The sequence below is a fragment of the Serratia plymuthica genome, from assembly GCF_018336935.1.
Classification (GTDB): domain Bacteria; phylum Pseudomonadota; class Gammaproteobacteria; order Enterobacterales; family Enterobacteriaceae; genus Serratia; species Serratia plymuthica_B.
In genome coordinates, this window is the sequence record NZ_CP068771.1 from 1,274,514 (window position 1) to 1,287,928 (window position 13,415).

The 13,415-nt window shown below is 59.3% G+C and carries 14 protein-coding genes; 4 read left to right on the forward strand and 10 right to left on the reverse strand.

Going from position 1 to position 13,415, the window contains the following annotated elements; translation table 11 throughout:
* Positions 1-10: 10 nt before the first annotated feature.
* The 5 genes from JK621_RS06115 to ltnD all read right to left on the reverse strand — a co-directional run bounded on the left by JK621_RS06115 (position 11) and on the right by ltnD (position 5,074).
* On the reverse strand, positions 11-1,381 hold the full coding sequence (locus tag JK621_RS06115; RefSeq protein WP_212559045.1) for a GntP family transporter: 1,371 nt from the start codon (positions 1,379-1,381) through the stop codon (positions 11-13).
* 107 nt (positions 1,382-1,488) lie between these two features.
* Positions 1,489-2,265 carry an HPr family phosphocarrier protein gene (locus tag JK621_RS06120; protein ID WP_212559046.1) on the reverse strand — a complete coding sequence of 259 codons (777 nt, stop codon included), beginning with the start codon at positions 2,263-2,265 and terminating at the stop codon, positions 1,489-1,491.
* Between the two features lie 3 nt (positions 2,266-2,268).
* The gene (otnC, locus tag JK621_RS06125) at positions 2,269-2,901 is read right to left on the reverse strand and encodes a 3-oxo-tetronate 4-phosphate decarboxylase (protein WP_212559047.1); all 633 of its coding nucleotides are present in this window, start codon (positions 2,899-2,901) and stop codon (positions 2,269-2,271) included.
* Complete coding sequence (gene otnK / locus JK621_RS06130) at positions 2,898-4,160, reverse strand: 3-oxo-tetronate kinase (protein ID WP_283249355.1); 1,263 nt, start codon at positions 4,158-4,160, stop codon at positions 2,898-2,900. The genes otnC and otnK overlap by 4 nt, the downstream gene beginning before the upstream one ends.
* A complete protein-coding gene (gene ltnD, locus JK621_RS06135) occupies positions 4,160-5,074 on the reverse strand; it encodes an L-threonate dehydrogenase (RefSeq protein WP_212559049.1) in 915 nt (304 codons plus the stop codon). Before ltnD ends, otnK begins: the two co-directional genes overlap by 1 nt.
* Positions 5,075-5,355: 281 nt before the next feature.
* Between ltnD and ygbI the strand changes: the two genes are divergently transcribed.
* The gene (ygbI, locus tag JK621_RS06140; protein ID WP_212559050.1) at positions 5,356-6,120 is read left to right on the forward strand and encodes a DNA-binding transcriptional repressor YgbI; all 765 of its coding nucleotides are present in this window, start codon (positions 5,356-5,358) and stop codon (positions 6,118-6,120) included.
* Positions 6,121-6,181: 61 nt separating this feature from the next.
* Here the strand turns inward: ygbI and JK621_RS06145 are convergent, their stop codons facing one another.
* Genes JK621_RS06145 through JK621_RS06155 form a run of 3 tightly spaced genes read right to left on the reverse strand, consistent with a single transcriptional unit; the run spans position 6,182 to position 8,188 of the window.
* Positions 6,182-6,949, reverse strand: coding sequence for a molybdopterin-dependent oxidoreductase (locus JK621_RS06145; RefSeq protein ID WP_212559051.1), 768 nt, complete (start codon positions 6,947-6,949; stop codon positions 6,182-6,184).
* Entirely contained in the window at positions 6,942-7,547 is a 606-nt protein-coding gene (locus tag JK621_RS06150; protein WP_212559052.1) for a cytochrome b/b6 domain-containing protein, read from the reverse strand. The genes JK621_RS06145 and JK621_RS06150 overlap by 8 nt, the downstream gene beginning before the upstream one ends.
* Positions 7,548-7,561: 14 nt before the next feature.
* Complete coding sequence (locus JK621_RS06155) at positions 7,562-8,188, reverse strand: hypothetical protein (RefSeq protein ID WP_212559053.1); 627 nt, start codon at positions 8,186-8,188, stop codon at positions 7,562-7,564.
* 140 nt (positions 8,189-8,328) lie between these two features.
* Here JK621_RS06155 and JK621_RS06160 point away from each other — a divergent pair, with 140 nt between their 5' ends.
* Entirely contained in the window at positions 8,329-9,000 is a 672-nt protein-coding gene (locus JK621_RS06160) for a heavy metal response regulator transcription factor (RefSeq protein WP_212559054.1), read from the forward strand.
* The gene (locus JK621_RS06165) at positions 8,997-10,418 is read left to right on the forward strand and encodes a heavy metal sensor histidine kinase (RefSeq protein ID WP_212559055.1); all 1,422 of its coding nucleotides are present in this window, start codon (positions 8,997-8,999) and stop codon (positions 10,416-10,418) included. The genes JK621_RS06160 and JK621_RS06165 overlap by 4 nt, the downstream gene beginning before the upstream one ends.
* A 43-nt stretch (positions 10,419-10,461) precedes the next feature.
* On the opposite strand, the gene JK621_RS06170 is transcribed toward JK621_RS06165, so the two are convergent.
* Entirely contained in the window at positions 10,462-11,931 is a 1,470-nt protein-coding gene (locus JK621_RS06170; RefSeq protein WP_212559056.1) for a HAMP domain-containing sensor histidine kinase, read from the reverse strand.
* A 3-nt stretch (positions 11,932-11,934) separates the two neighbouring features.
* Positions 11,935-12,648, reverse strand: a complete 714-nt coding sequence (locus JK621_RS06175; protein ID WP_212559057.1) for a response regulator transcription factor — start codon at positions 12,646-12,648, stop codon at positions 11,935-11,937.
* A 151-nt stretch (positions 12,649-12,799) separates the two neighbouring features.
* Here JK621_RS06175 and JK621_RS06180 point away from each other — a divergent pair, with 151 nt between their 5' ends.
* A complete protein-coding gene (locus JK621_RS06180; RefSeq protein ID WP_212559058.1) occupies positions 12,800-13,411 on the forward strand; it encodes a cytochrome b/b6 domain-containing protein in 612 nt (203 codons plus the stop codon).
* Positions 13,412-13,415 lie beyond the last annotated feature (4 nt).

The following is a 13,415-nucleotide window of genomic DNA, read 5'->3' on the forward strand; positions in this document are numbered from 1 at the left end:
GCCAGAGAAATTACACCGCCAGCCACAGCAACCAGGTAAACAGGAAACCGCTCAGGCCGAGTAGTGTGGTCAGTACCGTCCAGGTTTTCAGGCCATCGGCGACCGACATGCCGAGGTATTTGGTGACGATCCAAAAACCGGAGTCATTCACATGCGACAAGCCCAGTCCGCCGAAGCAGGTGGCGAGAGTGACCAGCACCAGTTGTAGCTGATTCAGTCCGCTGACCGCTTCCGACAGCAAACCCCCGGTCGTCAGGATAGCCACTGTGGCAGATCCTTGTGAGGCACGCAGAGCCAGCGAGATGATAAAGGCCGCCGGAATCAACGGCAGGCCGATGGTGGTCAGGACATCGGCCAAGGCTTTGCCAACGCCGGATTCCACCAGGACTTTACCGAACACGCCGCCCGCGCCGGTCACCAGGATCACCACGGCGGCAGTAGGCAGCGCCGCGCCCATGACGTCGCTGGTATGCTGCAGGCTCCAGCCGCGACGCATCGCCAGAAAATAGAACGCCAGCAGCAGGGCAATCATTAACGCCACCGCCGGTGCGCCGAGCAGCGACAATGTATCGCGCAACGCCGAACCCGGTGCGAGCAGCGTGGCGGAAACGGTGCCCAGCATGATGATTGCTATCGGGATTACGATCAGCGCGGCCACCAGGCCGGCACCAGGTGGATTGATGCGATCGCTTAACGGCGCTTTGCCTTCAGGCGCCGGTTCCGGTGCCGCCAGTTGCAACTGTTCCAGCACCTCGATCGACAGCGGATAGGTTTTGCGGTTTAACCACTTCGCCGCAAAATAGCCGATAACGCCTACCGGAATGCAGATCGCGAGGCCGATAATGGTCAGCCAGCCGATGTCAGCGTTCAACAATCCGGCAGCGGCGACCGGGCCGGGATGCGGCGGCAGGGCGACGTGCACCGTCAGCATCACGCCGGCCATCGGCAGACCGAACTTCAGCGGTGAAACTTTAGCGACCTTGGCAAAACCGTAGATGATCGGTGCCAGGATGATAAAGCCGACGTCGAAAAAGACCGGGATGCCGAGAATAAATGCGGCGGTGGTCAGTGCGGCAACGGTGCGCTTTGGCCCCAAAGCCTTGCTGAAGCGTTGGGCCAGCGATTCTGCGCCGCCGGAATGCTCGATCATTCGGCCGAGCATGGCGCCCAAACCGATGATAATGGTCACCGAACCCAGTACGCCGCCCATTCCGGCGGTCATCACTTTCATTACTTCACCGGTAGGAATGCCGCTGGCCAACGCCACCAGCAGGCTGACCACCAACAGGGCGACAAAGGGTTGGATCTTGGCCTTTATGACCATCAGCAGGAGCAGCACCACACCTAATACGGCAATCGTCAAAAGCATAGAAGTAGACATGGAATAGCCTTATTCGGGTAAGAGTCAGGCACCGCGATCGCCGGTGGGCGATACGGGTGAGTTTAATTTTTATGTCGTTGCAGGCTAGCGGCTGGTAGACCGGCCTCTTACAGGTAAGGTTTTATCCAACCCAGCCCGGCGCAGGTCTCGCCGCGCGGGCGATATTCACAACCGATCCAGCCTCGATAGCCGATGGCATCCAGTTGGGCGAACAGCCACGGGTAGTTCAGTTCGCCGTCATCCGGTTCATGGCGATCCGGCACCGAGGCAATCTGAATATGAGCGTAGCGTCTGGCCAGGGAGTGCATCAGTCCGCTGATGTTGCCGTCCACCAGTTGGGCATGGAAAAAGTCGAACTGAACGAAGACGTTCGGTCGATCGATGGCTTCGAGCAGCTCTGCCGCCTGGTGTTGGCTGGAGAACAGGTAATGGGGTTTGACCGCTGGGCTGAGCGCTTCGATCAGCACCTTGACGCCGTGGTTGGCGAAGCTGTCCGCAGCATAGCGGATATTGTCGATAAAGGTATCACGGTAGCGCTGCCAGTCTTCGCCTGGGGGAACGACGCCGGCCATCACATGTACGCTGGGGCAGTTCAGTGCAATGGCGTAGGTCAGGGCGCGGTCGATATCCGCGCGCGCCTCTTGCTGGCGGCCCGGTATTGCCGCCAACCCCCACTCACCGGCTTCGACATTGCCGGGAGCGGTATTGAACAGCACCTGCTGCAAACCGTTGCTGCGCAATTTTTCCGCCAGCAGCGCGGCCGGATAGTCGTAGGGAAACAGGAACTCCACGGCGTTAAAACCTTGTGCGGCCGCGGCCTCGAACCGCGCCAAAAACGGCAGCTCGTTGAACATCATCGATAAATTGGCAGCAAATTTAGGCATGGTTCAGCTCCGTAACTCGGTAATTTCGTCATCGGTCAAATAACGTATAGGGCGGTCGCCGAGGGTGAAAATCAGCTTGGCCGCATCCTCCATTTCTTCGGTATTGTCTGCTGCCGCTCGCAGATCTTTCCCCGTCACCACCGGGCCGTGATTGGCCAGCAAAAAGGCTCGGTGGGTCGGTGCCAGTTTGGCCAAATCCTCCGCCAGCCGCAGATCGCCGGGGCGGTAGTAAGGGACCACCGGCACTTCGCCGACCCGCATCACCACATAAGGGGTAAAGGGTTTGATCGCGTTCTCGACGTCCAACCCTTGCAGGCACGACAGCGCCGTGAGGTAGGTACAGTGCAGATGGACCACCGCTTTGCATTCCGGGTTATTCAGATACAGCGCCCGGTGAAAGCTGATCTCTTTCGACGGTTTATCGCCGGACAGCCATTCGCCGTTCAGACTGACTTTCGACAAACGCTCGGCTTGCAGTTCGCCCAAACAAGATCCTGTCGGCGTCGCCAGTAGCGTGCCGTCCGCCAGCAGCAACGAAAGGTTACCGGCAGAACCGGTGGCGTAACCGCGCTGGAAGAATGAGGCCCCCAGGCGCACCATCTCTTCGCGTGCCTGTTGTTCAGTCGTGATTGTCATAATGGGAACTCCGTTTGCGCCCGTGCGAAGAAGTTTTCATCGCCAAAGTTGCCCGACTTAAGGGCCAGTGAAACCGGTTGTTCGATGGCGCGAACCCAAGGTACGCCGGGAGAGATACTGGGGCCGATATGGAAGCCGCGAATGCCCAGCGCCTGCGTCACCACACCGGAAGTTTCGCCGCCGGCAACGATAAAGCGGCTGAATCCATGTTGCCGGAGCTGTTTAACCACCCCGGCAAACAGCGACTCTACCGCCTGACTGGTGGCTGCCATCCCGTATTGTTGCTGCACCTGCCGCAGTTTTTCAGGCTCTGCGGTGGCATACAGCAGCGGAGCCAATGGCGCGTTCGCCTGCTGCTGCACCCAGTCGGCCAGTTCTTTGACATACATCGTGCGGTCGGCCTCGGTCAGGCAACGTGCCACGTCGATAGCCATGGCAGGAGCCTGCTGACGGTATCGTGCGACCTGTTGATTGGTCATGACGGAGCAGGAGCCGGAAAGTACCACCGCTTTTTCCCCCTGCGGGGCGCCCGCATTCTGCGGACTGCCTTGCCCCGGTTGAGCCCATTGACGTGCGAGGCCGATAGCCAGGCCGGAGCCGCCCGTTACCAGCGTCATATTTTTCAGCGCTTCGCCCTGAGTCAGTAAGTGCCGCTCATTCAGCGTATCCAGCACGACATAGCGCACACCCTGTTGCGCCAGTAACTGCAGCTTTTCCGTCACGGCTTCGGCACCGCGATCCATTTCTGCGGCCGTTACCAACCCACACTTCCCTTGAGCCTGCGCCTCCATCAGCCGCAGCAAGTTGCTGTCGGTCATCGGCGTAACCGGGTGATGGCGCATACCGGACTCCGACAACAGCTGCCCCAACACGAACAGATAACCCTGATACACGGTACGGCCGTTGACCGGGAGCGCCGGGGAGATCACCGTCTGACTCTCGCCCAGCGCTTCAAGCAATGCGTCGGTCACCGGGCCGATATTGCCTTGAGCGGTGCTGTCGAAGGTCGAACAATACTTGAAATAAAATTGCCGGCAGCCCTGGCGCTTGAGCCACGCCAGCGCCTGTAACGATTGTTCAATCGCCTGCGATGGCTCGCAAGATCTTGATTTCAGGCTAATGACTACCGCCTGCGCGTCGACCCGCACCGTCTCTTGCGGTACGCCGTTTAACTGCACCGTCGACAGGCCGTTTTCCACCAGAAAGCCGGCAATGTCGGTGGCGCCGGTAAAATCATCTGCAATCACGCCGAGCAGCATCATGCGTTCTCCTTCTTTTGCGGCAGATTGATGCCGGCGAAGATTTTGATCACTGCGCTGTCGTCCTCTTTACCGAAACCGGCATTACTGGCGGCGGTGAACATAGTGAAAGCGGTAGACGCCAGCGGCAGCGGGAAATGCAACGCTTTGGCGGTATCTGCCACCAACCCCAGATCCTTCACGAAGATATCCACCGCCGATTTTGGCGCATAGTCGCCGTCGACGACGTGGCGCATGCGGTTCTCGAACATCCATGAATTGCCGGCGGCGTGGGTGACGACATCGTACATCACGTCCAGGGGGATGCCAGCGCGGGCAGCCAGCGCCATGGCTTCAGCTCCGGCGGCGATATGTACCCCCGCCAGCAGTTGGTGGATGATTTTCACCGTAGCTCCCAGACCAATCTCTTCGCCAATGCGATAGACCTTGCCGGCAATGGCGTCCAGGACAGGTTGCAACTGGCTGAAGGTAGCGTCTGCGCCGGAAGCCATTACCGTCATCTGGCCTTCCGCGGCCTTTGCCGCCCCGCCGGAAACCGGTGCATCCAGCATGTTCAGGCCGAGTGCCAGCAGCTTTTGTTCGATCTGCCTGGCGTCGGCTGCGGAAATGGTGGAAGAGACCATCACCGGCGTATTCGGTTTCAATTTTGCCGCCAGGCCGTTATCGCCGAACAGGATCTGTTTCACCTGCGCGGCATTGACCACCAGCAGCAGCAGGGCATCCAACTCGGCTGCGAAATCGTCTGCGCTGGTGGCTGCTTGTTTCGCCCCGGCCTGCTGCAAGGTGGCCAGTGCTTGAGGGTTAAGATCGACGCCGTAAGTCGTCAGCCCGGCGTTGATGCACGACTTCGCCGCCCCCAAGCCCATGGAACCTAGTCCTACGATGCACACTGCAAAATCCCCTGGTTGTGTCATACAAACCTCGTGTTAAATTTAGTTAATATTTGTTTTGTTGTGTTAAATATAAGCAGGTTGTCGCACCGGGTCAGCGATCGCCATCACAATTATTAACATTGAACGCAGCCTGAACACATTCGACGAAAAAGAGTGATTTCTATTTATCTTGCTGTTTTAAAAGTAGTTAAAAAAATATTCGATAACATGACCGATCTCACGGCCTGTAAAAAGGTTGCTATCATCGAACGATAATTGACGTAAAATCACAATTATTATCACTGCGATAAAGAGAGAGAATCGTGATACCTGTAGAACGCCATCAGCAAATTTTAGCGCTGGTATCAGAACGCGGGGTGGTCAGCATTGCTGAACTGACCGAGCGGCTGGGAGTGTCGCACATGACTATCCGCCGCGATCTGCAAAAGCTTGAGGAGCAGGGAGCGGTACTGGCGGTGTCGGGAGGGGTACAGTCCGCTGAACGGATCGCTATTGAACCTTCTCATCAGGATAAAGAAGGGATGTACAGCCAACAAAAGGCGGCCATCGGTCAGTTGGCTGCCCGGCAGATCCCGCCCAACAGCTGCCTTTATCTGGATGCGGGCACCACCACGCTGGCGCTGGCGAAGCACATCAGTGAGCGCGAAGATCTGACGGTGGTCACCAATGATTTCGTGATCGCGGGCTATCTGATCGAACATAGTCAGTGCAAGATCATTCATACCGGCGGCACTGTCTGCCGCGAGAACCGTTCGTGCGTCGGCGAAGCGGCCGCTCAGGCACTGCGTGGGCTGTTTATCGATCTGGCGTTCATTTCCGCTTCGTCATGGGGAATGCGCGGCCTGTCGACGCCGAATGAAGACAAGGTGATGGTGAAGAAGGCCATTGTCGAGGCCAGCCGCCGCTGTATCCTGCTCAGCGACGCCTCCAAATACGGCAAAATAGCCACCTATCTGGCGCTGCCGATTACGGTGTTTGACACTATTATTACCGATGGCAACCTACCTGCCACGGCGCGCGAAGCGATCCTGCAGGCGGATATCACGCTGATGACGACCAGAGAGTGAAGTTAAACAGAGCCCCCGATGGAGAAAGGGGGCTTTGGCGGTCGATGTGTTGCGCAGAAAACTAAATACCGCTAAACCAGTTATAACCCTGATCTTCCCAGTAGCCGCCGGGATTGGTATCGCTGACAAAAATGGCGGCGATATGCTTGGCGTTCTTGAAGCCCAGCTTGGTGGGCACCCGCAGCCGCAACGGGTAGCCATAGTCCGCCGGCAGCGCCTTGCCGCCGAAATCCAGCGCCAGCAGCGTCTGCGGGTGCAGTGCCGTGGCCATGTCGATGCTGGAGTAATAACGATCCGCGCATTTAAAACCGACGTAGCGGGCATTCAGATCCGCCCCGACATGCTGCAGGAAGCTGCGCAGCGGTACGCCGCCCCATTGCCCGATGGCGCTCCAGCCCTCGATGCAGATCAATCGGGTTATCTGGCTTTGCTGCGGCAGGCGCTGCAATTGTTCCAGCGTCCAGGGCACGGTTTTCTCCACCTTGCCGGAAACCTCCAGCCGATAACCGGCGAGATCCACCTCAGGTACGTTGTATTCGGGGTAAAACGCGTTGAACGGGAAGGGATGGGTAATCTGATCCGGCCGATAGGTTTGCGCCAGCCGCTGGCCGCTGAACAGCCAGGCCTGCACCCGATCGTTCCAGCGCGACATGGCCCACAGCACTTTATCCACCTGATCGCCGTCTTGCATGTTGCAGCCGGTCAGCATGGCGATGCCGCCCAGCGTCAGGCCGGAGCGCAGCATCAGCCGACGTTGCAGATTGACCAGCTGTTTTTTCTGATCCGGTTCCAGGGCCGGCGTCGAAGGGCGCCGTGGTTTATCATTCATGTTTGCCGCCCGTAATCATTGCCCATAGCGTGCGTGGCACGATAATCACCATGAGCAGGTGAATCACCACAAATAACCCAATGGCGGACATGGCGAAAAAGTGCACGTAGCGCGCGGTGTCAAACCCGCCGAACAGGCGCACCAGGCCTTGTAGCTGCACGGGTTTCCAGATGGCCAGTCCTGAGAGCACCAGCAGCAGCCCCAGTAACAGTACGCCCAGGTACATCAACTTCTGAATGGCGTTATAGCGGCCATGTTGATGCTTCAAACGCAGCGTCAGCGCCTGCCCGATATCGCGCCGCAGCGCGCCGATGCCGAGCGGCAGCAGATCGCGCCGGAAATGGCCGCTGAACAGGCTCCACAGCAGGTAGCACAGTGCGTTAAAGGCCAGCAGCCACATCACCGCCAGATGCCAGCCAATCGCGCCGCCCAGCCAGCCGCCGAGCGTCATCTGCGGTGGAAAGCGGAAGCCGAACAGCGGTGAAGCGTTGTAGATTTCCCAGCCGCTCATGAACATGCAAACCATGGCGAACAGGTTAACCCAATGGGTGATCCGAACCGGCCAGCGATGCACCGGCCGCGGCGCGTTGGTTGTCATCTTTTTCTCCCGAATCACATTGGCGGAACGGTGCCGTCTTTGCCGGCGGAGATGCGGGTGGCGACGCGTTCGCCTTTATCGTCAGCGGCGGAGAACAGCACGATATGCGCGCCCGGTTTCAACAGGCTGCGGTCGCCGGGATCCAGAGTGACGATCGGCACGTCTTCCGGCACGGTGACGGTTTTCTGCTGGTTGCCGTAGGTCACGGTCAGGGTGCGGCCGTTGGATTTCACCAGTTTACCGACGGTGCCGTTGGTCATGGTGTCTACCTTGCCGTCGGCGGATTCCCAGGCCGAGTGGCCCTCGCCGGTGCCGCGCAGGCTGGCGGCGAACACGTGCACTTCCAGCGCTTTCAGGGTGCCATCCGCTTGCGGCACGGCCGCGGTGCCGATAAAGCTGTCCGGCTTGATATCCTCCAGCGTGCCTTTCGAAACGCTGAACACCTTGGTTTGATCGTTGATTTTTACGCTGACCTTTTCCCCTTTACGGTCGGTCAATTGCAGGCTGTTGTCGGTGATCTGATCGATAGTGCCGCGCAGTGGGGCAATGACTTTCCCCGGCGCCGGGGCGGCGGCGGCAACACCGCTGCACAGCATCAGGGTGGACAGCAGTAAACCGGCAAAACGATGACGGGTAATCATAAAGTTCTCCTTTGTATGGGTTGCCGGTTAAGCATGGTTGAACAATAGGGACAGCACCATGTCCGTTTGATGACATTAATGTCATCAAGAATGTCCGCCGAAACTGCTAATATTTCCGCAAGTGCAATGAGGTGACGACAATGCGGATACTGGTGGTTGAAGACGACATCAGCACGGGTGATTACCTGAAGAAAGGGCTGGGAGAGGCGGGGTACGGCGTCGATCTGGCGCGTAACGGCACTGACGGGTTGTTCCGGGCGCTGGAGCATGGGTACGACGCCATCGTGCTCGACGTGATGCTGCCGGGGCTGGACGGCTGGCAGATAATTGAAGTGCTGCGCAAGAAAAGCGACGTGCCGATCCTGTTTCTGACTGCGCGTGACGGGGTGCAGGATCGCATTCATGGCCTGGAGTTGGGGGCCGAGGATTATCTGATTAAACCCTTTTCTTTCACGGAATTGTTGTTGCGTATCCGTACGCTGCTGCGACGCGGCACGGTGCGTGAAGCCGATCACTATACCCTTGCCGATCTGCAACTCGACGTATTGCGCCGCAAGGCGGTGCGGCAGGATGTGGTGATCCCGCTGACCAATAAGGAGTTTATGCTGTTGCACCTGTTGGTGCGGCGCGAGGGCGAGGTATTGTCGCGTACCCTGATCGCTTCCCAGGTCTGGGACATGAATTTTGACAGCGATACCAACGTGGTGGATGTGGCGATCAAACGTCTGCGCGCCAAGATTGACCGGCCGTTCGATATCAAGCTGATCCATACCGTGCGCGGCATTGGCTATGTCTGCGAGCCGCGTTCATGAACGCCTTGGCCCAACGCTGGCGCACCCTGTCGCTGACGTTGCGCAGCGCCATGCTGTTTGCGTTGGTGGCGGCGCTGGTGGTCAGTGGCGCAGGCTGGTATCTGTATGGCGCGATGCGTCAGGAGATGACCATCCGCAGCGATTTCCAGGTTACCGGCCGGGTGGCGTATTTTCGCCATTTGCTGAGCCAGCGCTTTCCGCTCGATCGATTGGTGGCCAATACCGGCCTGTTTGAAAACATGCTGGGCAATGAACAGGACGTTTTGATTTTTCAGCAGCCGGGGCAAAAACCGTTAATCAACGTTAATCCGGCCAGGTTGATCCTGCCGCCCGTTACGCCGACGCCGGCCGATGCGCCGCAGCTGCTGAGTGCGATACGAAGCGGGGAGACGGCGCAAGGCGTGCCGTTGCGCGTCGCATCGGCGCTGGTGAGGCTGGATGACGGTAACCTGCTGCAGATCTCGGCGGCCCACGTGATGGTCAATGAACAGAAGATGCTGGCGCGTTACCTTTGGCGAATTGTGGCGGCCGTGGCGGTGGCGTTTGTTCTGATCGCCTTGCTGGGGTACTGGGTGATGCGCCGTGGGTTGCGGCCGCTGTGGCGCATGGCGGCGCAGGCGGCAGTGATCACGCCGAATACGCTGTCGACCCGCCTGAGCGAGCAGGGGGCGCCGAAAGAACTGCAACAGCTGACCCGTTCGTTTAATGCCATGCTCGATCGGCTGAATGAAGGTTATCAGCGCCTGACGCAATTCTCCGCCGATCTGGCGCATGAAATCCGCACGCCGGTGGGCGCGCTGATGGGCCATTGTCAGGTGGCGTTGTATCAAGCGCGTAGCGTGGAAGAATATGAAACCCTGTTGTCGAACAATATGGACGAGCTGGAGCGCATTTCGCGCATGGTGGAAAACATTCTGTTTCTGGCTCGCGCCGGGGAAGGGCAGGCGGTGCTGAACTATAGCCGCCTGGATGTGGCGCAGGAGCTTCAGCGTGTGGCGGACTATTTCGATGGGTTGGCGGAGGAGCGCGGCATCACGTTGTGCTGCGAAGGCGAAGGCGTATTACGGGCGGATGCCATGCTGTTTCAGCGGGCGCTGAGCAATCTGGTGGCCAACGCCGTGCGCTACTCGGACGAAAACAGCCGGATATGGCTCCGGGTTAACCGCCAGGCCGGGGCGATGGTGGTTCAGGTGAGCAATCAGGGGCCGCCGCTGGCCGCCGCTCATTTAAGCAAACTGTTTGACCGTTTTTACCGCGCCGATGCCGCGCGCAGCGCCGGTAATCACGCCAGCGGGCTGGGGCTGTCGATCGTCCGTGCCATTATGACGCTGCACGGCGGTGAAGCCGGCGTGCATTGCACCGGCGAGCCCCCGTCGGCCTGCATCACCTTTAGCCTGATATTTCCAACATCGGGCTAAGCTATTATCGCGTATTCATCGGCTGAATCTTCAGCGCCGGCGTCTACTCGCGCGGCGCAATGGCGAAGCGGAAGCAGGCGCCGCTTTGCGCTTGATCCACCAACTGAATATCGCTGCCGTGCAGCTGCAGAATACGCCTGACGATCATCAACCCCAGCCCGCCGGTGTGGCGTCGCGCCCCGCTCAGGATAGACGGCCGCACGAACAGATCGGCGCGCAGCTCCTGCGGAATGCCGGGGCCGCTGTCGTTGACCTGCACCAGCACTTTGTCTTCCTGTTGCCACAGCCGCACGTCTATCTCACCGCCCTGCGGCGTATGGCGAATGGCGTTGTCCAACAGGTTGGTCAGCACCCGTTCGATCATGCTCAGATCGGCGAACACCAGCGGAATGCCGGGGGCGATGTCTGCGCGCAAGCGCTGGTGGCGCGCTTCGGTCGCCAGCTCGAACTTCTGGAAAACGTCCTGTACCAGTTCACTGAGCGAGAACGGCTCTTTTTGCGGTTTCACCACGCCGTACTCGAGCCGCGCCAGCTCGAACAGCTCTTGCGCCAGCTTGCCCACCTTGCGACTCTGCGCCAGCGCGATGTCCAGATAGCGCCGGCGATCGTTTTCGCTCAGCGTGGCGGATTTTACCGACAGCGTTTCCAGATAGCCGTGCAGCGAGGTGAGCGGGGTGCGCAGGTCGTGAGAGATGTTGGCGATAAATTCACGCCGCTGCTGATCCTGCTGAGAGAGCGACTGCCACTGTTCGGCAAGGCGCTGCGCCATGCTGCGAAACGCCTGCTGCAACTGGCTGACTTCATCTCGCCCGGCGTTGGGAAGCGGCTGCGCCGCATAGGCTTGCACCGCGGCGATACCGCCGTTGTCCAGCGCACTGACCTGGCGAGTGAGTTGGCGGATTGGCCGCGTGACCCAGCGGAAGGCGAAGCCGCCGGCCAGCAGGCCGAACAGCACCACCAGCCCCATCGACCACAGCGCCATCCTGACCGCCGAGCTTAACTGGGCGTTGTTGGCCAGCGCGCTGTAGTTCTCGCCCAGCAGTACGACATACAGATAACCTTCGACCTGGCCGTTAACCTTCAGCGGTGCGACGCTGAACACTTTTTCTTCGTCGGCGCTGCGCGGGTCGTCGCCGTACACCGGCATCTGTGCGCCGTCGAGCAGCGCCTGCAGCGGCAACAAGTCGACCTTTTGCCGTTTCAGGTGGCCGGCCGGCGCGGCGTTGCCGATGATATTGCCCCCTTTGTCGAGCAGATAGACCTCTACGCTGGGATTTACCGCCATCAGTTGATCGAACAGAGTATGCACCGACTGCGGGTTCAAACCGTTCTGGCCCAGCAGCGGGTTGCTGGCGGCGATATGCTGCGCCAGATTGCCGGACAGCCGTTGAATGGTCGCCTGGCTGAACTGGGTGTTGCTGCGCACCTGCAGCCAGCCGGAGAAGGCGCTGCAGAGCAGCAGCAGCAGGGCGAAGATCAGCGTCAGGCGCTGTGTCAGCGTGAGATTTTTCATGTTTTACTCTTGCGGCGACGCCGCGAATTTATAGCCCATGCCCCACACGGTGAGGATGTGCTGGGGTTCCGCCGGGTTGCTTTCTATCTTGATGCGCAGCCGGTTGATATGGGTATTCACCGTGTGTTCATACCCTTCATGCTGATAACCCCACACCTGATTGAGCAGGCTCAGGCGGGAGAATACCTTGCCCGGATGGCGCGCGAAGAAATACAGCAGGTCGAACTCGCGCGGCGTCAGATCGATCGGCTGCTGATTCAATTGCACCTCGCGGGCGATGGGATCGATGGTCAGGCCGTCAAAGCTCAGCGTGCCGGCGTCCAGGCGCAGGTTACGGCTCATCGCCTCCTGGCGGCGGAACAGCGCCTTGACCCGCGCCACCAGCTCCAGCATCGAGAAAGGCTTGGCCAGATAATCGTCGGCGCCAAGCTCCAGCCCCAACACGCGATGCACCTCGCTGGAGCGCGCGCTGGTGATGATGATCGGCGTGTAGCGCGTCATGTTGCGCGCCCGGCGACAGATCTCCAGCCCATCGATGCCCGGCAGCATCAGATCGAGGATCAGGGCGTCCCAGCCGCCCTGTTCCAGCATCGTCATGCCCAGATTGCCGTCGGCGGCGTGGCTGATGCTGTAGCCCTCATCGCGCAGGTGCAACTGCAGCAGTTCGGCGATATCGCCGTCATCCTCAACGATTAAAATTCTCTTTGGTTTTTCCATCTTTTCCGCCACCGATGACCCGCTTCTCTCTGAAGTCTACACAAGCGCGGTGCGGGGAGTTATCACATTTTATTTAACTTTGCGTGAGGTCTTGGGGAACAAATTCGCGAAATACTGGGTTCATCGCCACCTTGGCCGCCAGGAGAAAATCATGAGCATGACTCGCGCACCGGAAAAGCCACCGCTTGTGCATCCGCTGTGGTTGCGGTTGACGCATTGGTTGAACGCGTTGGCGATGCTGATCATGGTGACCAGCGGCTGGCGCATCTATAACGCTTCGCCGCTGTTCAACTTCAGCTTTGTCAACGAGCTGACGCTCGGCGGCTGGTTAGGCGGCGCACTGCAGTGGCACTTTGCCGGCATGTGGCTGTTTGGGTTTAACGGGCTGTGTTACCTGCTCATTAACCTGGTCAGCGGCCGTTTCAAACGCAAATTTTGGCCGCTCAGCCCCAGACAGTTTTTCACCGATCTGAGCGCCGCGTTGCGTGGCCGGCTGCAGCATGCCGATTTGCGCCACTACAACATGGTGCAGCGCGCGGCTTATCTGTTCGTGATGGCCGACAGCATCCTGATGGCGCTCTCCGGGCTGGTGCTGTGGAAATCGGTGCAGTTTCCGCTGTTGCGCGAACTGCTTGGCGGTTATGACACGGCGCGTTACATCCACTTTTTCGCCATGTCGGCGCTGGTGGGGTTTGTCGTGATTCATTTGGTGATGGTGGCGCTGGTGCCCCGCACCTTGTTGGCCATGTTGCGCGGACGTTAAGGGG